The following is a 24,481-nucleotide window of genomic DNA, read 5'->3' on the forward strand; positions in this document are numbered from 1 at the left end:
CACCGCCCGCCTGAGCCGCACGGCCGACGAGCCCCGAGGAGCCGCGTATATGCTGATGCTCCTCGCAGTGTTCCTTCTCGGGTCGCTCTTGATGCCCGTTCTGGTGCGCTGGCTGGGAGCTCAGGCTTTCGCCGTCGCCGCCCTCGTCCCGGCTGCCGCATTCGTGCACGCGCTCGTGCTCACGCCGCAGGTGCTCGACGGCCCCGTGCCGTTCGTCTCGGTGCCGTGGATCCCGCAGCTCGGACTGAACCTGTCCATGAACATGGACGTCCTCGGGTGGGTTCTCACGCTCATCGTCACGGGCGTCGGCGCGCTCGTGCTCCTCTACTGCCGCTGGTACTTCCACGACGAGGCCGCCGGCATCGGGCAGTTCGCGGGCGTCCTCCTCGCGTTCGCGGGGGCGATGTACGGCCTCGTCCTCACCGACGACCTCGTGATGCTCGTGATGTTCTGGGAGGCCACGAGCATCCTCTCCTACCTCCTCATCGGTCACTACCGTCGCCGCGCCGCCAGCCGCCGTGCCGCGCTGCAGGCCCTCCTCGTGACCACCCTGGGCGGACTGGTGATGTTCGTCGGCGTCGTGCTGCTCGTCGTCGACTCCGGGACGTCGAGCATCCGGGAGATCCTCGCCATCGCGCCGACCGGCCCGATCGTCGATGCGGCGATCGTCATGCTCCTGATCGGCGCCATCAGCAAGTCGGCGCTGTTCCCCTTCCACTTCTGGCTTCCCGGCGCCATGGCGGCCCCGACCCCGGTCAGCGCCTACCTGCACGCCGCGGCCATGGTGAAGGCCGGCATCTACCTCATCGCCCGCTTCGCGCCCATCTTCGCCTTCAGCCCGACGTGGCGGCCGATCGTGCTCACGCTCGGCATCCTCACCATGCTGCTCGGTGGCATCCAGGCGCTGCGGGAGACCGACCTCAAGCGCGTGCTCGCGTTCGGCACCGTGAGCCAGCTCGGCTTCTTCGCGGTGGTCGTCGGCTACGGCACGCAGGCGGCGGCGCTCGCCGGCCTCGCGCTGGTGATCGGGCACGCGCTGTTCAAGTCGGCGCTCTTCCTCATCGTCGGCGTGATCGATCGGCAGCTCTCCACGCGTGACGTGACCGAGCTCTCCGGCGTCGGCCGCCAGGCACCGGTCATGGCCACGGCCGCGTTCATCGCCGTGGCGTCGATGGCCGGAGTGGCTCCGACCATCGGATTCGTGGCGAAGGAGTCGACGCTCACGGCGCTGCTGGACGATGCGCTGGGCGGGTCGGCGTGGGGCCTCGTCGCCCTGATCGGCGTCGCTCTCGGATCCATGCTCACTGCGGCATACGGCGTCCGCTTCCTCTGGGGGGCGTTCTGGACCAAGCGCGATGCCGAAGGAGGGCGGCAGCCGGGCACGGTCTGGCCCGACCCCCCGGTGGGTTTCCTCTCCGCGCCGATCATCCTCGCCGGAGTGACGCTCGCCGCCGGTATCGGCGCCCCCGCGCTCGACGTCGCCCTCCAGCCGTATGCGCTGACCGCGACGCCGGGACTCGACCACGAGGGGGCAGCCGTCGAGGGACCGGGGCACCTCGCGCTCTGGCACGGCCTCGAGCCCGCCCTCGGCATCTCGATCCTCTCAATCCTGCTCGGCATCGGGCTCTTCCTCCTCACGAGGCGGACCGGGTGGGACCGGCGCCCGCGACTGTTGCCGTTCACGGCGGCCGACGCCTACTACGTGGTGATGCGCGGCATCGACCGGCTGTCGGTGCTGAGCACGACGCTCACCCAGCGCGGTTCGCTGCCCGTGTACGTGGGGACGATCTTCGTCGTCTTCGTCGCCGCCGAGGTCACCGCGCTCGTGGCGAGCGACATCGACCGCTATCAGCTCTCGCTGTGGCACACGCCGGCCCAGCTCGCCGTCGCCCCGATCATGGCCGTGGCCGGCGTCGTGGCGGTGCGCGCCCGCAAGCGCTACACCGGCGTCGTGCTCGCCTCGGTCACCGGTCTCGGCATGGTGGTCCTCTTCGCCACCAGCGGCGCACCGGATCTCGCGCTCACCCAGATCCTCGTCGAGACGGTGACGATGGTGACCTTCGCGCTCGTCCTGCGCCGACTGCCGGCGCGCATGGGCGAGCACAACGCCTCCGTGAGCCGCATCCCGCGCGCTCTCCTCGGCATCGGCGTCGGCCTCACCATGGCGTTCGTGGCCGTCGTCGCGACCCAGTCCCGCGTGGCCGACCCGATCTCGGCGATCTTCCCGGAGATCGCGTACGAGATCGGCCACGGCAAGAACGTCGTGAACGTGGCACTCGTCGACCTCCGCGGCTGGGACACGATGGGCGAGCTCTCCGTGCTCGTGCTCGCCGCGACCGGTGTCGCCTCACTCGTGTTCGTCACGCACCGCGCCGATCTCCTCGCCGCCACGAAGACGCTGCCACGCTCGGTGCGGAAGTCCGCGCGCAGTCGGCCACTCGTGGAGACCACGGACGGCGTGCGCTTCCAGACCGCGGAGAACCGATCGGCGCCGCGCGCCTGGCTCGTCGGCGGCCAGAAGATGAAGCCGGAGAACCGGTCGATCCTGCTCGAGGTCATCGTCCGCATCCTGTTCCACACGATCATCGTCGTGTCGATCTTCCTGCTCTTCGCCGGGCACAACCTCCCCGGCGGCGGCTTCGCGGGCGGGCTCGTCGCCGGCATGGCGCTCGTCATGCGCTACATCGCGGGAGGGCGCTGGGAGCTGGGCGCCGCGGCGCCGACCGATGCCGGTCGCCTCCTCGGCACGGGCCTGATCCTCGCCGTGGGCACCGCGGTCGTGCCGCTGTTCTTCGGCCTCGCGCCGCTCACCAGCACCTTCTGGGAGTGGGAGATCCCCGGCATCGGGCACATGGAGTTCGTCACCTCGACGATCTTCGACATCGGCGTCTACCTCGTCGTGATCGGGCTCGTGCTCGACGTGCTGCGCAGCCTCGGTGCGGAGGTCGACCGGCAGGCGGCGCTCCGCCCCGGCGAGAGCACCGCCGTCGACTTCTCCTCGCGGACCGGGGGGAACGGCTGATGGACGTCTCGCTCGCCCTCATCGCGATCATGGCCGTGCTCTTCGCCTGCGGCGTGTACGCGATGCTGGAGCGCAGCCTCACCCGCGTCCTCATCGGCTTCCTCCTGCTCGGCAACGCCACGAACCTGCTGCTCCTGATCGTGATGGGCGTGCCGGGCAACGCGCCGTTCTTCGGTACCGAGGGCGATCTGAGCGACCCGCTGCCGCAGGCCCTGACGCTCACCGCCATCGTCATCACGTTCGCGGTCTCCGCGTTCCTGCTCGCGCTGATCTACCGGTCGTGGCAGCTCGGCCAGGCGGACACGGTCGAGGACGACGAGGCCGACATCGCGCTGCGCGCGCGCACCGACGAAGACGAAGACCTCATGGACGACGAGTCCGAGACGGACGACGACGACGCCACGACCGACTTCGTGGGCGTGCAGACCGCGCCGATCACCGTCCTGCACATGCGCGACAACCCGGCCATCCACGATGACGCGCCGTATGACGCGCCCTACGTGCCCGAGCCGGAGCCCGAACCCGACGGCGCTGCAGACCGGGACGACGACACGACAGACGGGGAGGGCAGGCCATGACCACGCTCGTCCCGCTCCTCGTCGCCCTGCCGCTCCTCGGTGCGGCGATCACCCTCGTCTTCGGTCGCAACGCGCGCCTGCAGGTGTTCGTCACCGTCGCCACGCTCGCGGTCGTGTCCGTCATCGCGGCCGTGCTGCTCGTCGTCGTCGACGCGGGCTCCCCTCTGGCGGTCTCCGTGGGCGGATGGCCGGTGCCGTTCGGCATCGTCCTCTACGTCGACCGTCTCGCCGCGCTCCTGGTGCTCGTCTCCAGCGTGGTGCTGCTCGCGGTCCTCCTCTTCTCGATCGGTCAGGGTGTGGCCGACGGGGCGGATGAGACCCCGATCTCGATCTTCAACCCCTCGTACCTGATCCTCGCCGCCGGCATCTTCAACGCGTTCATCGCCGGCGACCTGTTCAACCTGTACGTCGGGTTCGAGATCCTCCTCGTGGCCTCCTACGTGCTCATCACCCTGGGCAGCACCGAGTCCCGCATCCGCACCGGTGCCGTCTACATCGTCGTCTCGCTCGTGTCGTCGATCCTGTTCCTCGCGTCGATCGCGATGATCTACGGCGCCCTCGGCACGGTCAACATGGCCCAGATCGCCGAGCGGATGTCGGAGCTCCCGCAGGACACGCAGCTCGTCCTGCACCTCATGCTCGTGGTCGCCTTCGGGATCAAGGCCGCGATCTTCCCCGTGTCGTTCTGGCTGCCCGACTCCTATCCGACGGCCCCCGCGCCGGTCACCGCCGTGTTCGCCGGCCTGCTGACCAAGGTCGGCGTGTACGCGCTGATCCGGACGGAGACCCAGCTCTTCGCCTCGAACAGCATCGACACGCTGCTGCTCATCATCGCGCTGGCGACGATGATCGTCGGTGTCCTCGGCGCCGTCGCGCAGGCCGAGCTCAAGCGGATCCTGTCGTTCACGCTCGTCAGCCACGTCGGCTACATGATCTTCGGTCTCGCGATCGCGACCCCGGCGGCGATCGGCGCGACCGTGTACTACATCGTCCACCACATCGTCGTGCAGACCACCCTGTTCCTCGCGGTGGGGCTCATCGAACGCCGGGCCGGCAGCACCTCCATCCTCCGGGTCAAGGGCCTGCTGAAGATCGCCCCCGTCATCGCCCTGCTGTACTTCATCCCCGCGATCAACCTCGGTGGTCTGCCTCCGTTCTCCGGGTTCATCGGCAAGTTCGCCCTGTTCGAGGCCGCGGCCTCCGTGGGCACTCCGCTCATGATCGTGCTCATCTTCGGCGGCATCATCACGTCGCTGCTCACCCTCTACGCGCTCATGAGGGCCTGGAACCTCGCGTTCTGGCGTGAGGAGGAGGACTCGACCGAGACCGAGGGGCGCATCTCGTACCTCACCGGAGCCCCCGCTGCGGATGAGCAGCAGGAGCGCCGGCACATCCCGAGGATCATGACCGTGGCCACCGCCGGGATGGTCACCGTGACGGTGGCCCTGACGATCTTCGCCGGACCGCTGTACGCTCTGTGCGACCGTATCGGGGCGGGCCTGCTGCAGCCGGTCAACCTCGTCCAGCTGGAAGACGAGGTGGAGGGATGAGCCCCGAGACCAAGAGCGTCTGGCGGGACATCGGCATGCAGCTGCCGTTCCTCGCCTGGCTGATCGTGCTGTGGATGCTGCTGTGGGCCCAGTTCACCGTGCTCTCCTTCCTCACGGGGCTCGTGGTGGCGATCTTCGTGACGCGGGTGTTCCGCCTGCCCACGGTCGAGCTCTCCGGGCGCATCAACCTCTGGTACGGCGCGCTGTTCGTCGTGCAGTTCCTCTTCGCGATCCTCCGTGGCGCGCTCTCGGTGACCGTGCAGGTGTTCGACTTCCGCCGGCAGCCCGGCACCGCCATCATCGCGGTGCCGCTTCGCTATGCCGACGACCTCGTCATGACGCACGTCGCCGTGGTGTCGTCGCTCATCCCGGGCTCCCTGGTGGTCGAGGCCGATCGCGACCGCGGGATCCTCTACCTGCACGTGATCGGCGTGCGCAACCGGGAGGATGTCGAGAAGCAGCGGCAGGGCGTGCTCGGCTGGGAGAAGCGCATCGTCCGGGCGCTTGGCAATCCGACCCAGTACCGGGCGCTCAAGGCCGACGAGCGTGCCGGCCGCATCGACCCCGCGACGATCGGCGGTGCCCGATGAACACCCTGCTCCTCATCATCCTCGCCGTGTTCGGTGTGGCCGCGATCCTCGCCGTCATCCGCATCGTCCGCGGTCCGTCGATCCTCGACCGTGCCGTCGCCGCCGACGTGCTGCTGACCGAGGTCATGTGCGTGCTCGGCGCCGAGATGGCCATCAACGGCCACACCCGCAACATCCCCGTGCTCCTCATCATCGCGGCGGTCGGTGTGTTCGGATCGATCGCGGTCGCCCGGTTCGTCGCGAGAAGGGACAACACGACACCATGAACGTGTTCGGTCTGATGATCCCTGACGCCGTCGTCGACGTGGCGGTGCTCGTGCTCATCCTGCTCGGGGCGATCCTCTGCCTCTCCGCCTCCGTGGGGCTCCTGCATTTCCGCGACGTGCCCACGCGACTGCACGCCGCGACGAAGCCGCAGGTGCTCGGGCTGCTGCTGATCTGTGTCGCGATCGCCCTGTCGCAGCGGTCCGTCGGCGGTGTGCTGTTCGGCCTCGTGCTCGTCGCCCCCGTGGTGCTCATGCAGTTCGCGACCGCGCCTCTGTCCGCGCACATGGTCGGTCGCCAGGCCTACCGAAACGGCACGATCGAGCAGCGGGGTCTCGTCGTCGACGAGCTCGCCGAGTCGAAGCAGACCCCTCCCGCCGCCGGCTGACCGCCTCGCCGCCGACGTAGCCGGTTCCGCTCGCTGTCGGTTCACAACTCAGGAGATCTGCGGCGTCATCGGGCCGCGCGTTCGCTCAGGTCGGATGGGGGATGGATACTCCTGAATTGTGAACGCCGTGCGCGGCCCCCACTTCTCCTCCACCGCCTCGCGATCCGGAGCGGACACTCCACATCCGGCCTCACTCCCCGTCCCGCCGTGTCGCGCCGGGCATCCTCCGGGATGTGATCGCCCACTCCGGACCCGAGCGCGCAACAGAGGTCTTCGACTCCACGGTCTTCACTCGAGCGGATCTTCGCTCCGCGGGGCTGAGGGGGCGTGAGCTGACCGCCCTGGTGCGGAGCGGGCGGCTTCTGCGACTGCGTCGGGACCGATACGCCCGCCCGGATGTGGATCCTGTCGTCGCGGAGGCCGTGCGCATCGGAGGTCGCGTCACCTGCGTCTCCCTTCTTCAGCTGCTCGGGGTGTTCGTGCTCGCGGCCCACGGGGTGCACGTGCAGGTCGATCCCCATAGCTCGCGGTTGGGGCGTCGAGACGCGGACGCTCACAGGGTGCACTGGGCAGAGGACGGCGCAGCGAGTGCGCTGCACGTCACGTCCCTGGATACGGCCGTACGCCATGCCGTCCGATGCCAGTCGCCTCGGGCGTTGGTGGCCACCCTGGACAGCCTCCTCCATCAGCGCCTCATCACGATGGACGAACTGCGCGCGATCTTCGCTCGGCTGCCGCAGCGGTTCGGCGCAGTGCTCGCCCTGGCCGACGCGTCATCCGAGTCGGGGCCGGAGACGTTCGTGCGGCTCCTCCTCCGGTCGCTCGGTGCCTCATTCGAGACACAGGTCCACATCCCCGGCGTGGGGCGAGTCGACTTCGTCGTCGATGGATGGCTGATCGTCGAGTGCGACAGCCGCGCCTTTCACGAGGGATGGGCGAAGCAGCAGCGGGATCGTGCGCGGGACATGGCGGCCGCTCGTCTCGGCTATGTCACGATCCGGCCGCTCGCCGCTGACATCCTCTCCGACCCCGCAGGCACGCGAGAGGCGCTGCGGGAGGTTCTGGACGCGCTCGGCCCCCGGCTCGTCGGCGCTCGCCGTTCACAACTCAGGAGAAAGGGCAGCCGCAGCCTGCCTCAGCCGCCGAACCGCCCCAACGCGCCGCGATCTCCTGAGTTATGAACGGCCGACGGACCCGAGGGGCGCGGGCAGCGATTCGGAGGGTCAGGTGCGGGCGGCGAAGGCCTCGATGAGGCGGGCGGCGGGCTCGGAGTCGCTGATGAGGGTGCCGTGGCCGTGGTCGGGGATGACGGCCAGCTCCGCGCCGGGGATCGCATCCAGGATCACCTGGCACCAGCTCATCGGGGCCAGCGGGTCGTCCTCGCCGCGCAGCACCAGGACCGGGCAGGCGATGCGGACGAAGGCCTTCTCCGGCTTGTGGACGATGGTCGCCCGCATCTTGCGGATCAGGTGCGGGCCGCCGCGGAGGTACTCGCGGGCGCCGCGCCAGATCACGAGCGGCCGTTCGCCCACGAGGTCCTGGAGCAGGTATCGGGCCTGCGCGCCGACGTTCCTGGCCGCCTTGTCGACGGTGGGTCCCGCCAGCACGACGCCGGCGACGAGCTCGGGATGCCGGGCGGCGAGCTCCGCGGCGATCTGACTCCCCATCGAGTGCCCGATCACCACGACCGGATCCGCGTCGACGTGACGGAGGTACGCGGCCACGAGGTCGGCGTGCCGCTGCATGGTCAGCGTGCGCGTCGGCTCGGGGGCCTCACCGAAGCCCGGGAGGTCGAGCGCGATCACCCGCCCCTGCAGCCGCTGGGTGAGGTCGAGGTAGACGCTGCGGCCCATGCCGATGCCGTGCAACAGGAGGTAGGTGGGCGGTCCGTCGCCGAAGGTCTCGGCGATCAGGGTCGCTCCTGCGTGCTCGAACTCGAGGAGGGTGGCCGGCGTCCCCTTCGGGGCGAGGTAGCTGGTGGGCACCTGTCCACGCTAGCCGAGCACCCTCCACGCGCCTCTCAGCCGGCGGGGGTGAGCGTCAGGGTGTCGACCGTGGCCGCCTTCACGGCCTTCGGAGTGAACGCCCACGGCCGCTGCACTCCCGTGGACCAGTCCTTCGTCTGATCGACGTAGTGCTCGTGGAACGCGTGGCCGGAGGCACCCGTGAGGTGGATCCAGGTCGAGTCGTCGAAGTCCGCGAGGTCGACGACCATCCGCATGGACGGGACGGTGGTGGTGGCGTACGAGACGCCGAGCTGCCACCCGGTCGCATCGACCACGGAAGCCCCGCCCCCGACCGGATACGGGCCACGGTTGAACAGGGCCTCGATCGGCGCGATGCCGGACGACCCGAAGGTGTCGCTGGTGAGTGTCAGGGCGTGCAGGTCGCCCCAGTTCCATCGGGCGACATCCGTGCCCTGGATCCCGGACAGCTCGTCGTACGCCTCTTCAGCCGACAGCGCGAGCATCGCGTCTCGCCCCTCGACGTCGAGACGCGGGTTGCTCCACAGCGGGTCCTCGGGGTCATCGAGCATCGCTCCGACGACGGTGAACAGGCGGCCCTGGCCGTCGATGGGCAGGGGCTGCTCGCGCTCCGCGAAGATGTTCTGCACCAGGTTCGACCACAGCACGTTCGCGTACGCGGCTCCGGCCGAGGAGGCGCTGTTCTGCGCATCCCAGCCGCGGAGCAGCTCGACGGCCTGCTGCGGTCCCTCGCCCTCGACCTCGATGTCCCCCATCGCGGCGGCGAGCTGCTTGCCGATCCACATCTCGCCGTCCATCTGGATGTCGCGCATGTCCTGCGCAGTCAGCGGGCCGGCGGCGGCGCGTCGTTCGATGAGGTGGGCGATGCGGGCGGCGCGGTAGCCCTGGTCCCAGTCCCGGGAGAGGAAGTGCTCGTAGTCGTCGGTGACGATGGCGTTGTTGGCGGTGACGATGTACCCCGAGCTCGGGTTGTACGACACGGGCAGCTCCTCGAACGGGATGTAGCCGGTCCAGTCGTAGCTGCTGTCCCAGCCGGGCTGCGGCATCCAGCCGTCGCCGGCTCCGCGGATCGGGAGGCGGCCGGGGGTCTGGTAGCCGATGTTGCCGTCGACGTCGGCGTAGATGAGGTTCTGCGCCGGCACGTCGAACAGGGAGGCCGCGCGGCGGAAGTCCTCGAAGTCCTGGGCGGTCGACAGCGCGAAGATCGCCGTCGCGGTCGTGCCCGGGTCGAGCGCCGTCCACCGCAGGCTCACGGCGTACTCGGCGGCATCGGAGCCCGGGACGGCGGGGACGCTGCCCCCGGCGGTGAGCCCAGGCGTCGGATCGTCCGCGATCGCCGTGAAGTCGCCCGTGAGGCCGGAGATGATCGGTCCGTGCACGGTGGAGCGGATGGTGAGCTCGATGTCGTCCCCGCCGGCGACCTCGATGGTCTCGGTGCTCTCCTCCAGCGGCACGAGCTCGCCGTCCCGCCAGTAGGAGTCGCCCTCGATGCGCTCGACATACAGGTCGGTGACATCGGTGGTGAGGTTGGTGAAGCCCCACGCCACGCGCTGGTTGTGGCCGATGACGATGCCGGGCAGGCCGGAGAACGAGAAACCGCCCACGTCGAACGGGCAGTCCTCGTCCACCGTCGAGCACTTGAGCTGCACCTGGTACCAGACCGACGGGAGCGAGGCGCCGAGGTGCGGGTCGTTGGCGAGCAGCGGCATGCCGGATTCGGTGAGGTCGCCGGAGACCACCCAGGAGTTGGAGCCGATGCCCTCGCCGACATCGCCCACGAGCACGCTCGCCGCTTCGATGACGGAGGAGGTCTCCTTCCACTCCACCGTGGTGAGCGCCTGCTGCGCCTCGCCGTCGCCCTCGGACACCGTGAACGCCGCGGGCTCGGCGCCGGTCTCCAGCGGCGGGACGGTGGAGATGGTGGGCACGATCACCGGGTTCCGGTCGAAGGGGTAGTCCGGGTAAAGCGTGCCGAGGAGTCCGTCCACGTCGGCGTCCGGGTCGTCGGCAAGCTGACCCGCGAGCAGTGCGCGCTCGGTCTCGTCCTCGACGTTGGTGCGGAGATCCCAGGCCATCGCCTTCAGCCACGCCACCGAGTCCGCCGGCTCCCACGGCTCCGGCTCGTAGTCGGGGTTCTGCAGCCCGAGGACGGCGTACTCGAGCGACAGCTCCGCGCCCGAACGGGAGGACAGGTAGGCGTTGACGCCGTCCGCGTAGGCCTCGTAGTAGCCGCGGGTGACGTCGTCCATCGCCTCCACCTCGGCCTCGGCGGTGGTGCGCCAGCCCAGCGTGCGCAGGAATGCGTCGGTACCGGCCTGGGAGGCGCCGAACAGCTCGGCGACCCGGCCGGAGGTGACGTGTCGGCGGAAGTCCATCTCGAAGAACCGGTCCTGCGCGTGCACGAAACCTTCGGCGAAGAAGAGGTCGTCCGAGGAGTCGGCGGTGATCGTGGGCACGCCGCTGGCGTCGCGCTGCACGGTGACGTCCGCCTTCAGCCCTGCGAGCGCGGTCGACCCGGAGGTCTGCGGGAAGGAGCGCTGGATGGTCCAGGTCACGAAGAACGCGCCTGCGACGGCCACCACCACCAGCGCGGCGATCACGACGAACGCGATGCGTCCGATGCGGGCGGCCAGAGAAGGACGCGGGGAAACAGCGGACGCCGTCGAATCGGTCATCATCGTCGAGAACTCTTTCGGGTAGCCAGGTGGGACTCAGTCCCACCGAGCCCCAGTACGCGTTTCACGGGTACGCGCTCTCGCATCATAGCCGCCCCGCGCTCGCCGCGGGACGGTCCGCGGCGAGCGGGAGGGCTCAGCCGATGAGGCTGGGCTGCAGATCGCGGAGCGTCCGGCGATGCGTCATGCGGGTCACCCCGATCATCGCCAGCAGCAGCGCCCCGACGAGCCAGGCGCCGAGCACCGCCAGGTCCCAGCCCGCGCGGGCGTAGTCGCCGCCGTACATGAGTTGTCGCATGGCGTCGACGACGTAGCCGAGGGGCAGCACATGGTGCAGCGCGGCCAGTGGGGCGGGCAGCGTCTGCCAGGGGAACGTGCCGCCGGCTGTGACGAGCTGCAGCACCATGAGCACGAGGCCGAGGAACTGCCCCACGGAGCCGAGCCAGACGTTGAGGGCGAGGATGATCGCGGCGAACGTGGCCGAGGCGAACATCATCACTCCGAGCGTGCCGAGCGGATGGTCGAACGTGAAACCGAGCGTCAGCGCCAGGATGCCCATCAACCCGAGCATCTGCACGGCACCGAGCATCGCCGGGGTCAGCCAGCCCGCCAGCGTGATCCGGATCGGGGAGTGCAGCGCCGTGACGGCGCGACGGGAGATCGGCTTCACGATGAGGAACAGCGCGTAGATGCCGATCCACGCGGAGAGGGCGGCGAAGAAGGGGGCGAGGCCCGCGCCGTAGTCCTCGGCGGAGGCGACTTTGTCGCTGGACACCTTCACCGGGTCCGCGATCGTGTCGGCTTGCAGGGAGCGCAGGTCGGGGGTGGAGGCGGGGATCGCCTGCACGCCGTCGGCGAGCCCGTCCCGCAGCTCCGCGGTCCCGGAGGACAGCGTCTGCAGGCCGTCGCGCAGTTGGGCCGCGCCCGAGTTCGCCGCGGCCGCTCCCGTCGCGAGGGTGCCGGCGCCGCCGGCGAGCTCGCTCGCCCCCGATGCCACGGACGCAGACCCGGCGGCGAGCTGGTCGACCTTCCCGACGGCGTCCTGCACCTGGGCGTTGCCCTCCTCGATCCGGGCGCCGAGAGGGTCCAGGCGGGCGAGCACCGCATCGATCTCCTCGGGCGCGAGTCCCTGCTCGGTGAGGACGTCGGTGATGTCCGCGCGCACCTGCGGCAGCGCATTCGTCGCCTCCTGCACCGCGGCTCCGGCCCGATCGGCGACGTCGGCGAGTTGGCGGTTGCCCGCGCTCACCTGCTGGGCACCGTCGGCGAGCGTCTTGGCCCCGGAGGCGAGTTGTGCCGAGCCGTCGGCGAGCTTCGCGGTGCCCTCGGCGAGCGTCGTGCTCCCGGAGGCGGCGCTGCGTGCGCCGTCGACGAGCTGTGTGGCGCCGTCGGTCGCGGAGATCAGGTTGTCGCGCACGTCGCTGAGGCCCGTCAGCAGTCGCTCCGCGGCCTCGCTGCCGACCATCTCGGCGACGGAGCTGCGGATCTTCTCGACGGCCTGCGATCCCATCGACGAGGCGAGGTAGTTGTTCGCGTCGTTGGTCTCCAGCTCGATTCGGGCTTGATGCGGATCGTCGCCTGAGGCGGAGGTGAGGGCGGCGGAGAAGTCCGAGGGGATCGTCACGGTGAAATCGACCTCGCCGTGGCGCAGCGCATCGGCGGCCTCGTCCTCGGTCATGCGCTGCCAGTCGAAGGCGTTCCCCTCGATGAGGTTCTCCGCCACGTCCTCGCCGTAGTTGACGTTCTCATCGGTCGCCGGTTCCGTGCCGGTCGTCGGGGCGGGAGCGCCCTCGTCGTCGACCACCAGGGCCACGGGGACCTCGGAGAATTTCGCGTACGGATCCTGGTTCGCCCAGAGGTAGAGGCCGCCGTAGAGGATCGGCACGCAGATGAGGGCCACGAGGGCGAGGATGCCCATCCGGCTCGCGGTCAGGCGGCGGAGCTCGGCGGCGATCATGGCGGGAACCTTCATCGCGCTTCTCCTTCCTCGTCGGTCGTGGGTTCGTCGTCGGTCGTGGGGTCGTCGGTGGGGGATTCCTCGTCGGCCGTGGGGTCGGTCGGCGCGGGTTCGCTCTCCTCCGGCGCGTCCGCCGCGGGTTCCGGACGCTCGAGCACCAGAGGCTCGATCGGTCCGGACGCGTTGATCGCATCGAACTCGTGCATGCGCTCGAGGGCGACGGCGGCGGAACCGCCGACGATCACGAGCATCGCGTACCCGCGGTCCGCGAACTCGGCCGCGATGCGCCACCATCCGTCCGGGCTGCCGCCGTGACGATCCGGGGCGACGAGCACGATGCCCTCGACGCCCTCGCGGAGCACGGCGAGCTCGCACAGGATGCGCACGCGGGCGGCCGGGTCGACCGAGCCGATGGGGACGGAGGCGAGCTCCTGGTATCCGACCCGCCCGAGCCAGCGGCGAGCGTGGAGCGGGGTCGCGCCACGTCCGGCGAACATCAGCTCCTCGCCGACCACCCCGGCGAGGGTGATGTCCGGGTGCGGATCGCTGACGTCCGGCGCGTCCACGAGGGCGACGCGGCGGCGCAGCTCCTTCGGACTCGCCGCCGCATCGATCGTGACGCGGCCCGTGTCCGGACGCATCCGCCCGCTCGCGATGAGGCCGAGCACGGTCGGCCGCTGCTCGGTCTCCGCGAGCGCGTAGCGGACGGCGCCGGAGTGGAACTCGAGACTCATGGACGGAAGCGCCTGGCCGGCGCGGCCCTTGCTGACGCCGTTCAGCGTGATCCTCATGCGCGGACCTCCTCGTGGTCGGCGGCGATGTCCGGATGGGCGCTCAGCAGTTCGTCCGCCTCGCGCCAGGAGAGTCCGGCGATGCTGAGCACGGCCCGGACCGCGAGGTCCTCGGCGCCGCTGCTCTGCACGTCGGTGCGGGAGACGACGGTGCGCGCCATCTCCTCGATCAGCCGGGCGAGCGTGGGACCGGCGAGGTCCGTCCGGAAGCTGCCGTCCTGCTGCCCCCTTCGCACGAGGGCGGCGACACTCCGGCGCAGCGGCGCCAGGGCGGCGGCGGTGTGCTCCACGTGCGCCTCGTCGAGGGCGAGCGCGGCGGCGACCTGGATGTGCGCCGCCTCCTCCCAGAGCCGGGCGGCCAGCCGGGCCAGGGCGAGGCGGGCGTCCGGCTCGTCGATGGAGGCCGCGATGGCGTTGAAGCGCTGGGCGCCGGTGGAGACGAGTTCCCGGATCAGGGCGTCCCGATCCTCGAAGTGCCCGTAGAGGGTGCGGCGGGACAGGCCCGCGGCCCTGGCTATCGCGTCGAGGGAGGCGTGCGGGTCGGTGGCGAGGGCGCTGCGGGCCGCGGAGAGGATGCCGGCGCGGTTCTCCGCGGCGTCGCGACGAAGGGCGCGAGTGGTCATCCGTCCATGGTAATAACATGCACAGAGCTGTGCAAGATAATTCAGCAACCTCGCAGTGTGCTGCTCCCGCGGTCGGCCGTCGAGTCTCCTCCGGGGTGCACCGTGGTATGTTACGCGTCGCGCTTCGGCGCATTCTCAGAGGAGAGACCGGTCCGGACCGGGACTCCGGCGGGATCGGTCCTGGAACGGCGGGGGGACGCCATGATCGAGAAGAAGAACGACGTGGATGCCGGGAGCGGGGCACCGGCGGGGGATCGGCACGGTGGTCTGCAGGGCAGGCTGACCGATGGGATCGTCTCGGGCGCGCTCGCTCCGGGGACACGGGTGGACGAGCGCGGGCTCGCGGCCGCCTTCGGTGCCGGGCCGGCAGAGGTCCTCCGGGCCCTGGACGGCCTCGCCGCCGCCGGCCTCATCGCGGTGCGCCGCGACGGCACACGGTGGGTGACCGCGCTCGATGGCGACCGGGCGCGCGATGTGGTGGCTCTGTTCGGCGACGTCTGGATCGGCTCGGTCCGGCGCACGATGGCGCTGCTCCGCACCGACGACCTCGCGTATCTCGACGAGCTCGTCGACGATGTGGCGCTGGCGGTGCGGTGGCGGGACGGCTCGGCCTTCGGCGGCGGCCTGCGCGCTCTCGCCGTCGCTTTCGCCCGGATCGAGGGCAACACGGAGCGGGCTGAGCTCGTCGGGAGTCTCGGGACGCTTCTCGAGTGCGTCGCCCGTCGTGCCGGGAGCGTCTTCGACTGGTCGGATGTGCGTACGTCGGTCGCCCGGATCGCCGTGGTGCTCGCCGAACGCGACGCCACGGCGATGCGCACCGCCCTCATGGACCTGTTCGACGATGTGCTGCCGGGAAACGTGGACCGTGCGGCGACGCCGGCGCTTCCGCTCGCCGCGGCGTCCTGATCGCCGGACGCGGGCCGGGCGCCCCGGTGACCGCGGCGCCCGTCCCGTGTGCTCAGTCGGTGCCGGAGTCGAAGGCCGCGCGCTCGGAAGCGGTGTCGACGGCGTCCGCGAGGTTCTCGTCGGCCTCCGAGATCGAGCCGTGCACGGACTCGGTGATCTCGGCGGACTCGCCGGCGGTGACCCGGCCGACGAGCTCGCCCGTCGCGCCGCCGACGAGGCCGAGGCCCGCGTACTGCTCCAGGCGCGCACGGGAGTCGGCGATGTCGAGGTTGCGCATCGTGAGCTGGCCGATCCGGTCCACGGGGCCGAAGGCGGCGTCGCCGACGCGCTCCATCGACAGCTTCTCCGGCCCGTAGGACAGGTTCGGGGAGACCGTGTCGAGGATCGTCCAGTCGTCGCCGCGGCGCAGGCGGATCGTCACGGTGCCCGAGATCGTCGAGCCGACCCAGCGCTGGATGGACTCGCGGAGCATGAGCGACTGCGGCTCGAGCCAGCGGCCCTCGTACATAAGGCGGCCGAGGCGGCGACCCTGCTCGTGGTACGTCGCGAGGGTGTCCTCGTTGAGGATGCCGTTGACGAGGCGCTCGTACGCGATGAAGAGCAGCGCCATGGCCGGGGCCTCGTAGATACCGCGCGACTTCGCCTCGATGATGCGGTTCTCGATCTGGTCGCTCATGCCGAGGCCGTGGCGCCCGCCGATCGCGTTCGCCTCCTGCACCAGGGCCACCGGGTCGCTGAACTCGACGCCGTTGATCGCGACCGGACGGCCGCCCTCGAACGTCACCGAGACGTCCTCGGTCTCGATGGCGACGGACGGATCCCAGAACTTCACGCCCATGATCGGGTCGACGGTCTCCAGCGAGACGTCGAGGTGCTCGAGCGTCTTCGCCTCGTGGGTCGCGCCCCAGATGTTCGCGTCCGTCGAGTAGGCCTTCTCGGCCGAGTCGCGGTAGGGGAAGCCGTGTGCGACGAGCCACTCGCTCATCTCCTGCCGACCGCCGAGCTCGGTGACGAAGTCCGCGTCGAGCCAGGGCTTGTAGATGCGCAGGCGGGGGTTGGCGAGCAGACCGTAGCGGTAGAACCGCTCGATGTCGTTGCCCTTGTAGGTCGAGCCGTCGCCCCAGATGTCGACGCCGTCCTCGCGCATCGCGCGCACGAGCAGCGTGCCGGTGACCGCGCGGCCCAGGGGCGTGGTGTTGAAGTAGGTCTTGCCGCCGGAGCGGATGTGGAAGGCGCCGCAGGAGAGTGCGACGAAGCCCTCCTCGACCAGCGCCGTCTTGCAGTCGATGAGGCGCGAGGCCTCGGCGCCGTACGCCAGCGCGCGCCCGGGGATCGAGGCGATGTCGTCCTCGTCGTACTGCCCCAGGTCGCCGGTGTAGGTGAAGGGCACAGCGCCCTTGTCGCGCATCCAGGCGACGGCGACGGAGGTGTCGAGTCCTCCGGAGAAGGCGATGCCGACGCGCTCGCCGACGGGCAGGGACTGGAGGACCTTGGACATGGCTCCCAGTCTATCGGCGCGCGACCCACCCCCTTTCGTGTGTTCCGGCCCTTTTCGCACGCACGCAGGGGGGTGGCTCGCGCGAAAAGGGGTGGGTCGACGGGAAGATGGGCGCATGGGTGGAGCGATTCTGTGGGGAGCCGTCGCGGCGGCGCCGCTGTTCGTCGGTGCGGTGCTCGCGATGATGCGCACCTGGCCGCCGCGGTGGCTGGGCATCGTCCTGGGCTTCGGCGCCGGAGCCCTGATGGCCTCGATCGCCTTCGAGCTCTGGGAGGAGGGGCTCGACCGCGGCGGTCCCATCCCCCTCGTCACCGGCGTCGCCCTCGGAGCCCTCAGCTACTACATCGCCGCCCGCATCCTCGACGCCAGGGCCGCCAGGAAGAAGGGCGAAGCTGGGGGAGGTCAGCTCGCGGTGGGGGCCCTCCTCGACGGGATCCCGGAGCAGCTCGTCCTCGGCATCGGTCTCGCCTCGGGGGAGCCGGTGAGCATCGCGCTCGTCGTCGCCATCCTCGTCTCGAACCTCCCGGAGTCCATCGGCTCCGCCGCCGACCTGCTCGACGGCGGCATGCGACGGAGCAGGGTCCTGCTCCTGTGGGCCGGGGTCGCCGTGGTGTGCGCGCTCGCCACCGTCGCCGGATTCGCACTGGCCAGCGTGACCGGCGAGGTCTTCCGCTCCGGGGCGAGCGGTTTCGCCGCGGGTGCCCTGCTCGTCATGCTGGTGGACTCGATGGTCCCGGAAGCGCAGTCGAAGGCGAAGGAATCCACGGGGCTGGCGACCGTCCTCGGATTCGCGCTCGCCGCGGGTCTCGCCTTCGCGTCCTGAGCGGAACGCCCGGACGGGCGGCTCAGACGCCGCCGGTGCGGGCGTCGCGACGGACGCTGCGGCCGGTGATGCGCTCGATACGGAACGACAGCGGGAGGTCCCGGTCGTCGCCGGCCCAGGGGTGCACCCGCGCAGCCGCCCCGGCAGCGTCCTCCTCGGGCACCCGCGACAGGACACCCTGCATCAGCACGCTCCACCCCAGGCCGCCGATCGGATCGTGGTAGTCGACCTCGAACGAGACCTCGGCCGACTCGCGGGAGAGCGTCGCCAGGTGGCCGTGCGGTGACGTGCGCAGGAGCAGCTCGTGCCCCGAGACGACGAAGTTCACCGGATGGATCTGCACCAGGCCCTCGTCGACGAATCCGATGCGGCCCACCGTGGTGGTCGCCAGCAACTCGTAGGACTGCTGCTCGTCGAGTTCGTGGATCATGCGGACACTCCCTCCCCCTGTGCCGCCAGTGTAGCCACGGCGCCGCAGATCATCGAGGGCGCCCGACCGGAATCACCCGGTGAGGTGTCAGGACGACCATGCCTCCAGCTCGGCGGTGAGCGCAGCGAGGTACGCGGGAGGGCCGGCTTCCGCGAACCACAGCCACAGCTCCGCAGCGATCACCGGGTACCACGCGCGGACACGGTCGGGATCGGCGCCGTAGCCATCGATGAGCGCCCGCTCGGACCGCGGGTCCTTCCTGGCGGCTCCCCACGCGGCTCGGGCGAGCTCCCGCAGCGGGTCGCCGCAGTGCGCCGCCTCCCAGTCGACGACCCCGGAGACACGTCCGTGCTGCGCGAGCAGGTTGCCGTCGGTCCAGTCGCCGTGGCAGAAGACGACCCCGGACGACGGCGGGATGCGCAGCGGGAGGCGAGGCCCGCCGGCGGCGCGGTACCGCTCGATGATCGTCGCATCGTCGGGTGCGGGAAGGAGGTCGTCCGGAGCGGCGAGCCGATGCAGGGCACGGAGCAGGGGCGCTGATGCCCCGAGGCCCGCGAGCCGGGCCTCGGCGTCGGCGTCGTCGAGGCGGGCGCCGGGGAGCTCCGTCATGAGGATCGCGCCCGGCCGCTCCTCGACCACCTCGGGTACCGGGAGTCCGGAGCCGACGAGACCGCGGAGGGCCCGAAGCTCGTTCTGGTGCCGTGCCGGATCGGCGAGGCGCTTCTCGACCAGCCGTCGTCCGCCGCGCTCGACGAGCCGCACCGCGCCGACCGCTCCCTGCCTCATCCCGTCATCCTCGCACCGGGCGGGTGATCACTCGAAGCCGGGGTAGTCCTGCAGCCGCTTCTCGAACTCCGCGCGGTCGGCCTCGCTCAACACCTTGCCGGCGATGACCACGAGCTGGAGCCCCTCGACCGGCTCGCCCGTGCGTGCGCTCTGTGCCTCCCGCGACGCGCGGAAGCCGCCGTCGGCATCGTTCGACAGATCGTAGATGTTCGCGTAGAAGCGCAAGGGATCGGGGTAGTTCTCCGTGTAGTACTCCCATGTCGTCTGCGTGCGCGGGTCGTCGCTGCCGTAGAGCTTGGCGATCATGGACGGGTCGATGCCGGAGTTCGCGGGGTCGTTGAACGAGTACAGGTTCCACAGGCCGTGCGCCGCCACCACCTCGTCGATCGCGGCCATCACCTCGAGCTTGCGCGCGTAGCCCTGCACGGGCTGCTCGGTCGCCCAGGCCGCGGACGTGTACTCGGACAGCATCGACTCCCCGCCGTAGCCGTTGCGCTCCGGCCGGATGTCCTCGTCACCCACCTGAACCCACGTGAACCCGAAGTCGGCGGAGAGCCGCTCCCGGATGTCCGTGAAGAGAGCGTCGGCCTCGGCGCGCACCTCCTCCATGGACTGCTGGGTGAGCGCTTCCTGCGGGGCCGTGCCCTTGATGCCCGGGTATGCCTCCGCGTGCCGCTGTTCCGCGGTCTTCACGCCTTCGTAGTTGCCGGATGCCGAGGTGCGCAGCGCGCTGAGCGCCCCGATGGTCGCGACGTTGAACAAGATGGTGAGAACGAGGGCGACGATGCCCAGGCGGCGCCCGCCGGTGGTGACGAGTGCGGCGACGATCACGCCGAGCACCACGAGCTGCAGTGTGATCATCGTCACGCCGTACAGCAGGTCGGTGCCGCCGACCACGAGCGTGCCGAACAGGATCAGGACGAAGAGGATCGCGGCCACCAGGGCGATCCAGCCGAGGGCGTTCGCCGCTGGTTTCTTCTCCTGGGGCGGCAGCGGGGAGAGGACGGGCCGCGTGGGACCGATCTGCTGCTGCCGCCGGGCGCCGCGATAGCCCCCGGGCGGCGGGACGGGTGGGGCGCCCTCGGTGCCGCCGACATACCGGGCGCGCTGTCGCTCGTGATCGCTCACCACGGCTTGTCCGCTCCGGTGCCGCCGGGTTCGTCGCCCTGCTGCTGATCGCGTTCCTGCGTCCCCTGCTCGAGCTTGTCCTGGAGATCCTGCAGCTTGTCCTCGGACGGCTGCGGCTCCTCCTGCTGTTCCTGCTCCTCCTGGGGCTGCTGTTGTTGCTCCTGCTCCTGCTCCTGCTGCTTCTGCTTGAGGCGGTCCTCGGTGCTGTCGAGGGTGTCCGCCATGTCGCGCTCGGGATCGGGGGACTGCTGCTGCGCCTCCTCGCTGTGGCACTCCTCCGGGGTCTCGACGGTGACAGTCAGCGCCTCGCCGTAGAGAGCTGTCGCGGCGGCGCCGTCTCCCTCGGCCCTGGCGGCATCGCCCATCCGCTCGATGACGAGGGCGAGGTTGATCCGGACCGGGCACACCTCGAGCCCGGTCGCGAGGTCGAGTGAGCGCTCCAGCTCCGCGCGGGCGGCAGGGAGCTCCTCGGCGCCGGCCATCGCGGTGCCGATGTTGTACGGCGCCTTGTACGGCTCGAACCAGTTCAGGACGTCCTGTCCGCGCGCCGAGGCCTCGGAGCCGGCGAAGTCGTCGACGACGTACGCGGTGATGGCCTGGTGGGCGAACGCGTACATGCTCAGCAGCTTGCCCACGAAGAGCAGGGCGGCGAGGGTGAGCGGGATCGTCCCGATCGCGACCCAGCGGCGGATGAGGCGTCGACGGCGGTTCGAGCGGAGGAGGGCTGCGGCGGCGTCGTCCTGCGCAAGCGTCACGACCCACCTCCTCCCCTGTCGTCGGCGTCTGAACATCCTATCCGCGACGGTCCGCCCGGACCGGCGTGTGCGACGAACGCCGGCCCCGATCGAGGCCGGCGTTCGTGACGGGGAGTGCCTGTCCGGCTACTCCGCCGCCTTGACGCGGAACGTGTCGAAGGACACGCCGAGGGGCGCAGTCGCGCTCGCCGAGCGGCTGCCGCTGAGACCCACGCCACCCGCCGGAAGCGGGGTGGCGTCGGTCGCCCGCAGCTGCCAGTCGGCGGGCTCCGCGGCATCGCTCGTCCAGAGCTTCGCGACGAGGGAGGTCTTGTCCGCCCCCGTCACGGCCGCCTTGAGTGTGTAGGTGGTGCCCGGGGTGACCGTGACGCCGTTCAGGGTCCGGGTCGCGAGGACGGTGCCGTCTCTGTGCGCCACGAGCCAGACCGTGCCGTCCGGGCGGAGCCACGCGCGCACGAGGTACCGGCCGGCGGACGAGTCGCGGGCGATGACCCCGATGTAGGAGCCTCCCGTGCTCGACGGCTGATCGACGCGGAACGTCGTCTCCAGCGCCGGGTTCAGCACCGACGGTGCGTTCAGCGTCGCGTGGCGGGTGTCTCCCGCGGCCAGCTTCAGCTGCCCTGAGCCTTCGGCGACGCTGGCCGCGGCTGCGGACCCGCCGGCGATCTTCCATGCTCCGCCCGTGAGGGCTTCTCCCCAGCCGGGACCGGCCGTGCGGTCGAACTCGTCGCTCGCGAGCGGCGCGGGTTCCGCCACCACGGCTTCCCGCGTGGTCGTGGCAGAGCCGCCGATGTCGGCCGTCACCGTGAGGGTGACCGTGCGCGTCCCGGCCGCCGCGTACGTGTGCGTCGCCGATGCTCCCTCACCGGTCGTGCCATCACCCCAGTCCCAGCGGTAGCTGCGGATGGTGCCGTCGGCGTCCGTCGAGGCAGACGCGTCGGCTGACACCGTCAGCCCCGAGGCCGAGAGCGTGAACGAAGCCGTGGGCAGCGCGTTGGCGCCCTGCACGACGACACGCTTCGCGACCGAGCCCACGAGATTCTGGCTGTCGGTGACCGTGAGCTTGACCACGTACGTGCCGGGCTTCGCGTAGGCGTGCGACGGCGTCTTGCCCGTACCCGTCGTACCGTCCCCGAAGTCCCAGCGGTAGTCCGAGATCGTGGTGTTCCCCGGCGGCACGGAGGTGCTCGCGTCGAAGGCGACATCGAGCCCGGTGACGGCTGTGGTGAAGGCGGCGACCGGAGCTGTCGAGCCCTTGCCGACCAGGTAGTGCGTCTTGACCTGGGCGGCGCTCAGTCCGTACGGGTACACGGCGAACTCGTCGACGTTGCCGGTGAGGGAGACCGACTTCGGGGTGTTCGGCCAGTTGGCGAGCTTGCCGCTGCCGATCTTCCAGAAGCCCTCGTAGTCCTGGCCCTTGGTCACTCCGGTGATCTGATCGTTGAGTTGCCCGTCGACGAACAGCTTCATGCCTTCCGGGCTCACCGAGGCCACGACGTGGTGCCACTGGTTGTCGTTGTATGCCGACTTCGTCGTGATGACCTTCGTGCCGTCGCTGTACACCCCGAAGTTCAGGCGCCCGTCGTTCGACATGTACACGTTGCGATCGTGGTTCCTCGAGAAGCCCGCGGCCGAGCTCTCGAAATCGAACAGCAGACCGCCGCTGGTCGTCGACGTCTGGAACCACATCTCGGCCGAGTACGCCCCGGGCGTCGGCATCTTGGTGGTGGTGTCGACGCGCCCCGTCTCGGTGCCGTCGAGGGCCGTGGCACCCGCCACTCCCTTCGGCACGCCCGACGTCGACGGCTTCGCCCCCGCGCGGAAGATGGGGTTGTTCGTGCCGGCCACGTCCTGACCGACGGTTCCCAGCGGGTAGTAGAGCTGCGGTGCGTCGGCGAGCACGGCGTCGGAGTACGGAGGGGTCGAACCGGCCACCGTGACGGTCGCCGTCTTGCTCGTGACCGTGTTGCCGTCGCCGTCCGTGGCTGTGAACGTATACCTCTGCTGCGAGCCGGCCGGAGCCGTCGTGTCTTCGAAGGTGATGGCGGGCAGGTTCCACCAGGTGGAGTCCGCTTTCGTGGTGAACACCGGCGCGGTCGAGCCGGCGCGGCGCAGTTCATAGGTGAGCGTGAGGTCGTCCCGGTCCCAGTTGGACGGGATCGAGACCTTCACGTGGCCGGGTACGAGCGAGGTCGCGGTCGGCTCCCACTTGTCTCCGGAGAGGCGGGGTCCGTCCTTCGGGCCGCCGGGAGGAGTCGTCGAGAATCGCACGAGTCCTTCGAACTGCCCGTTGTTGACCGAGCGGAACTCGCCGCCGATGGAGATCATGTTCCCGGTGCCGGTGATGGAGAGGCCGGCCTGACCCAGACCGGTCGTCACGCCGACCGCCCAGTCCGGAGACCACGCGTACGGCGACGGCGCCGGCGTGCCGCCCCAGTCCTTGCGGCCCGGTGCCGCGGGCTGGGGAGCAAGCGTCCCCCTGGCGTCGGCGGTGTAGGCCTCGGAGTAGCGGTGGATGCGAGGAGCCTGCTCCGGGTGGAGCCCGAGGGTCACGCAGGTGTGGGTGTGGCTGGTGGTGTAGACGACCTTGCCGGTGGAGTAGACGCCGTAGTGGTCGCCGATGCAGTCCGCGATCCAGCGCACCTTGCCGGTGCCGGCCTCGGCGGCGAAGGTGCCCTCGAGGCTGCCCGTCGCGGCGTCGGCGAAGCCCCAGCCGGTGCCGTACACGCCGGTCGCGTCGGTGGCGAGACCGAAGGTTCCGGCCTTGCCGGCGTAGATGCCCGATCCGGCGCCGTTCTTGACCGTCTTGGCCAGTTCCCACTCGGTGTTCAGGGCTCCGGTGGTCTTGTCGACGGAGGCGCTGCCGCGCATCTCGGTGTTGCCGTTGACCTGGGAGAAGCGTCCGCCCACGATGGTGTCCGCGCCCGCAGGGTCCATGACCATGGCATCGACCTGGAGGTCGGTCTGTGGAGCCCAGGGACGGAGCGCGCCGTTGGTGGTGTCGAAGGCGGCCAGGTTCTTCCGCGGCGTGCCGTTGGCCTGGGTGAAGAGGCCGCCGGCGTAGACGGTCGTCCCCGACGTCGCCAGCGCGTAGACGCCGGATCCGCCGATGGAAGGCACGAAGCCCGGGACGAGCTCACCGGTCTTCGCGTCGATCGCCGCGATGTTCCAGCGGTCCTTGCCGTTGACCTTGTTGAACGAGCCGCCGATGTAGATGCGGGAGCCGTCGGGCGAGGCGGCGACGGCCTTGATCACGCCGTTCACCTGTGGGGCGAACGGCAGCAGCGCACCGGTGTCGATGTTGTAGGCGAGCACGTTCGAGCGTGCCGTCAGTGCGGTCCCGGGAGGGGCCTTCGGCTCGCGGGCGTTGTCGAATTTGCCGACCGCGTACACGATGGACCCGATCGCCGTCTGGGCCCAGACATACCCGTTGTCGATCTGCACGGTCGGGATCGGATCGGATGTGACGACGTTCTCGTCCCGCTGCAGCAGCGGAGGCATCCCGCCCGGATCGTCGGCCGCCGCGGCGGCTCCGCCGCCGAGGGCTACCAGCCCCGCGGCGACCATCACCCCCGCGATCACTCCGGCCACGCCCGTGCGCGCGCTCTTCCAGACAGCACTGTTCCCCATGTGTGTTCCCCAGTCATTCGATGGCCGACCCCACGTCGGCACGTCATCGTCGGACGACCGACCGCGAGAGCTCCCCCAGAGATGCTCGGACCGCGGCGGTTC

General features: G+C 70.4%; 20 protein-coding genes. 9 read left to right on the forward strand and 11 right to left on the reverse strand.

Annotation, left to right across the window (positions count from 1 at the left end; translation table 11 throughout):
* Positions 1–49: 49 nt before the first annotated feature.
* The 7 genes from C6C15_RS00280 (at position 50) to C6C15_RS00310 (ending at position 7,573) form a co-directional block, all read left to right on the forward strand.
* Positions 50–3,022, forward strand: coding sequence for a Na+/H+ antiporter subunit A (locus C6C15_RS00280; RefSeq protein ID WP_105948975.1), 2,973 nt, complete (start codon positions 50–52; stop codon positions 3,020–3,022).
* Positions 3,022–3,600, forward strand: coding sequence for a Na(+)/H(+) antiporter subunit C (locus C6C15_RS00285; RefSeq protein WP_060922026.1), 579 nt, complete (start codon positions 3,022–3,024; stop codon positions 3,598–3,600). Before C6C15_RS00280 ends, C6C15_RS00285 begins: the two co-directional genes overlap by 1 nt.
* Positions 3,597–5,150, forward strand: a complete 1,554-nt coding sequence (locus C6C15_RS00290; protein WP_060922025.1) for a Na+/H+ antiporter subunit D — start codon at positions 3,597–3,599, stop codon at positions 5,148–5,150. The genes C6C15_RS00285 and C6C15_RS00290 overlap by 4 nt, the downstream gene beginning before the upstream one ends.
* Positions 5,147–5,740 carry a Na+/H+ antiporter subunit E gene (locus C6C15_RS00295; protein ID WP_060922024.1) on the forward strand — a complete coding sequence of 198 codons (594 nt, stop codon included), beginning with the start codon at positions 5,147–5,149 and terminating at the stop codon, positions 5,738–5,740. The genes C6C15_RS00290 and C6C15_RS00295 overlap by 4 nt, the downstream gene beginning before the upstream one ends.
* Positions 5,737–6,006 (forward strand): monovalent cation/H+ antiporter complex subunit F, encoded by a 270-nt coding sequence (locus C6C15_RS00300; protein WP_025105196.1) that lies wholly within the window; start codon positions 5,737–5,739, stop codon positions 6,004–6,006. The genes C6C15_RS00295 and C6C15_RS00300 overlap by 4 nt, the downstream gene beginning before the upstream one ends.
* Positions 6,003–6,392, forward strand: coding sequence for a monovalent cation/H(+) antiporter subunit G (gene mnhG, locus C6C15_RS00305; protein ID WP_025105197.1), 390 nt, complete (start codon positions 6,003–6,005; stop codon positions 6,390–6,392). The genes C6C15_RS00300 and mnhG overlap by 4 nt, the downstream gene beginning before the upstream one ends.
* A gap of 656 nt (positions 6,393–7,048) precedes the next feature.
* Positions 7,049–7,573 carry an endonuclease domain-containing protein gene (locus C6C15_RS00310; protein WP_158698485.1) on the forward strand — a complete coding sequence of 175 codons (525 nt, stop codon included), beginning with the start codon at positions 7,049–7,051 and terminating at the stop codon, positions 7,571–7,573.
* 42 nt (positions 7,574–7,615) lie between these two features.
* On the opposite strand, the gene C6C15_RS00315 is transcribed toward C6C15_RS00310, so the two are convergent.
* The 5 genes from C6C15_RS00315 to C6C15_RS00335 all read right to left on the reverse strand — a co-directional run bounded on the left by C6C15_RS00315 (position 7,616) and on the right by C6C15_RS00335 (position 14,423).
* Complete coding sequence (locus tag C6C15_RS00315; protein ID WP_105948977.1) at positions 7,616–8,377, reverse strand: alpha/beta fold hydrolase; 762 nt, start codon at positions 8,375–8,377, stop codon at positions 7,616–7,618.
* 35 nt (positions 8,378–8,412) lie between these two features.
* On the reverse strand, positions 8,413–11,055 hold the full coding sequence (locus C6C15_RS00320) for a penicillin acylase family protein (protein WP_105948978.1): 2,643 nt from the start codon (positions 11,053–11,055) through the stop codon (positions 8,413–8,415).
* Positions 11,056–11,188: 133 nt separating this feature from the next.
* The gene (locus C6C15_RS00325; RefSeq protein WP_105948979.1) at positions 11,189–13,024 is read right to left on the reverse strand and encodes a YhgE/Pip family protein; all 1,836 of its coding nucleotides are present in this window, start codon (positions 13,022–13,024) and stop codon (positions 11,189–11,191) included.
* Positions 13,021–13,800 carry a hypothetical protein gene (locus C6C15_RS00330; protein ID WP_186326351.1) on the reverse strand — a complete coding sequence of 260 codons (780 nt, stop codon included), beginning with the start codon at positions 13,798–13,800 and terminating at the stop codon, positions 13,021–13,023. Before C6C15_RS00330 ends, C6C15_RS00325 begins: the two co-directional genes overlap by 4 nt.
* On the reverse strand, positions 13,797–14,423 hold the full coding sequence (locus C6C15_RS00335; protein ID WP_060922021.1) for a TetR/AcrR family transcriptional regulator: 627 nt from the start codon (positions 14,421–14,423) through the stop codon (positions 13,797–13,799). Before C6C15_RS00335 ends, C6C15_RS00330 begins: the two co-directional genes overlap by 4 nt.
* Positions 14,424–14,624: 201 nt before the next feature.
* Here C6C15_RS00335 and C6C15_RS00340 point away from each other — a divergent pair, with 201 nt between their 5' ends.
* The gene (locus tag C6C15_RS00340) at positions 14,625–15,329 is read left to right on the forward strand and encodes a GntR family transcriptional regulator (protein ID WP_158698486.1); all 705 of its coding nucleotides are present in this window, start codon (positions 14,625–14,627) and stop codon (positions 15,327–15,329) included.
* A 52-nt stretch (positions 15,330–15,381) separates the two neighbouring features.
* On the opposite strand, the gene argG is transcribed toward C6C15_RS00340, so the two are convergent.
* The gene (gene argG / locus C6C15_RS00345) at positions 15,382–16,827 is read right to left on the reverse strand and encodes an argininosuccinate synthase (RefSeq protein ID WP_105948981.1); all 1,446 of its coding nucleotides are present in this window, start codon (positions 16,825–16,827) and stop codon (positions 15,382–15,384) included.
* Positions 16,828–16,942: 115 nt separating this feature from the next.
* On the opposite strand from argG, the gene C6C15_RS00350 reads away from it, so the two are divergent.
* On the forward strand, positions 16,943–17,650 hold the full coding sequence (locus C6C15_RS00350) for a ZIP family metal transporter (protein WP_105948982.1): 708 nt from the start codon (positions 16,943–16,945) through the stop codon (positions 17,648–17,650).
* Positions 17,651–17,672: 22 nt separating this feature from the next.
* On the opposite strand, the gene C6C15_RS00355 is transcribed toward C6C15_RS00350, so the two are convergent.
* From C6C15_RS00355 to C6C15_RS00375, 5 genes are all read right to left on the reverse strand, one after another.
* Positions 17,673–18,080 carry a pyridoxamine 5'-phosphate oxidase family protein gene (locus C6C15_RS00355; RefSeq protein ID WP_105948983.1) on the reverse strand — a complete coding sequence of 136 codons (408 nt, stop codon included), beginning with the start codon at positions 18,078–18,080 and terminating at the stop codon, positions 17,673–17,675.
* A gap of 87 nt (positions 18,081–18,167) precedes the next feature.
* Positions 18,168–18,866 (reverse strand): phosphotransferase family protein, encoded by a 699-nt coding sequence (locus tag C6C15_RS00360; RefSeq protein WP_060922017.1) that lies wholly within the window; start codon positions 18,864–18,866, stop codon positions 18,168–18,170.
* 27 nt (positions 18,867–18,893) lie between these two features.
* Positions 18,894–19,994: a DUF4064 domain-containing protein gene (locus tag C6C15_RS00365; protein ID WP_234024186.1), complete on the reverse strand. Its 1,101-nt coding sequence runs from the start codon at positions 19,992–19,994 to the stop codon at positions 18,894–18,896.
* The gene (locus C6C15_RS16940; RefSeq protein ID WP_158698487.1) at positions 19,991–20,749 is read right to left on the reverse strand and encodes a hypothetical protein; all 759 of its coding nucleotides are present in this window, start codon (positions 20,747–20,749) and stop codon (positions 19,991–19,993) included. Before C6C15_RS16940 ends, C6C15_RS00365 begins: the two co-directional genes overlap by 4 nt.
* Before the next feature lie 126 nt (positions 20,750–20,875).
* A complete protein-coding gene (locus tag C6C15_RS00375; protein WP_234024187.1) occupies positions 20,876–24,379 on the reverse strand; it encodes a PKD domain-containing protein in 3,504 nt (1,167 codons plus the stop codon).
* Between the last annotated feature and the right edge of the window lie 102 nt (positions 24,380–24,481).

The sequence above is a fragment of the Microbacterium sp. str. 'China' genome (assembly GCF_002993305.1).
In the GTDB taxonomy this organism is placed as follows: domain Bacteria; phylum Actinomycetota; class Actinomycetes; order Actinomycetales; family Microbacteriaceae; genus Microbacterium; species Microbacterium paraoxydans.

What these genes read in the sequence shown, in the direction of transcription:
- C6C15_RS00280 (WP_105948975.1), top strand. Translation starts at nt 50, where the DNA reads ATGCTGATGCTCCTCGCAGTGTTCCTTCTCGGGTCGCTCTTGATGCCC.
- C6C15_RS00285 (WP_060922026.1), top strand. Translation starts at nt 3,022, where the DNA reads ATGGACGTCTCGCTCGCCCTCATCGCGATCATGGCCGTGCTCTTCGCC.
- C6C15_RS00290 (WP_060922025.1), top strand. Translation starts at nt 3,597, where the DNA reads ATGACCACGCTCGTCCCGCTCCTCGTCGCCCTGCCGCTCCTCGGTGCG.
- C6C15_RS00295 (WP_060922024.1), top strand. Translation starts at nt 5,147, where the DNA reads ATGAGCCCCGAGACCAAGAGCGTCTGGCGGGACATCGGCATGCAGCTG.
- C6C15_RS00300 (WP_025105196.1), top strand. Translation starts at nt 5,737, where the DNA reads ATGAACACCCTGCTCCTCATCATCCTCGCCGTGTTCGGTGTGGCCGCG.
- mnhG (WP_025105197.1), top strand. Translation starts at nt 6,003, where the DNA reads ATGAACGTGTTCGGTCTGATGATCCCTGACGCCGTCGTCGACGTGGCG.
- C6C15_RS00320 (WP_105948978.1), bottom strand. Translation starts at nt 11,055, where the DNA reads ATGATGACCGATTCGACGGCGTCCGCTGTTTCCCCGCGTCCTTCTCTG.
- C6C15_RS00325 (WP_105948979.1), bottom strand. Translation starts at nt 13,024, where the DNA reads ATGAAGGTTCCCGCCATGATCGCCGCCGAGCTCCGCCGCCTGACCGCG.
- C6C15_RS00330 (WP_186326351.1), bottom strand. Translation starts at nt 13,800, where the DNA reads ATGAGGATCACGCTGAACGGCGTCAGCAAGGGCCGCGCCGGCCAGGCG.
- C6C15_RS00335 (WP_060922021.1), bottom strand. Translation starts at nt 14,423, where the DNA reads ATGACCACTCGCGCCCTTCGTCGCGACGCCGCGGAGAACCGCGCCGGC.
- C6C15_RS00340 (WP_158698486.1), top strand. Translation starts at nt 14,625, where the DNA reads ATGATCGAGAAGAAGAACGACGTGGATGCCGGGAGCGGGGCACCGGCG.
- argG (WP_105948981.1), bottom strand. Translation starts at nt 16,827, where the DNA reads ATGTCCAAGGTCCTCCAGTCCCTGCCCGTCGGCGAGCGCGTCGGCATC.
- C6C15_RS00350 (WP_105948982.1), top strand. Translation starts at nt 16,943, where the DNA reads ATGGGTGGAGCGATTCTGTGGGGAGCCGTCGCGGCGGCGCCGCTGTTC.
- C6C15_RS00355 (WP_105948983.1), bottom strand. Translation starts at nt 18,080, where the DNA reads ATGATCCACGAACTCGACGAGCAGCAGTCCTACGAGTTGCTGGCGACC.
- C6C15_RS00360 (WP_060922017.1), bottom strand. Translation starts at nt 18,866, where the DNA reads ATGAGGCAGGGAGCGGTCGGCGCGGTGCGGCTCGTCGAGCGCGGCGGA.
- C6C15_RS00375 (WP_234024187.1), bottom strand. Translation starts at nt 24,379, where the DNA reads ATGGGGAACAGTGCTGTCTGGAAGAGCGCGCGCACGGGCGTGGCCGGA.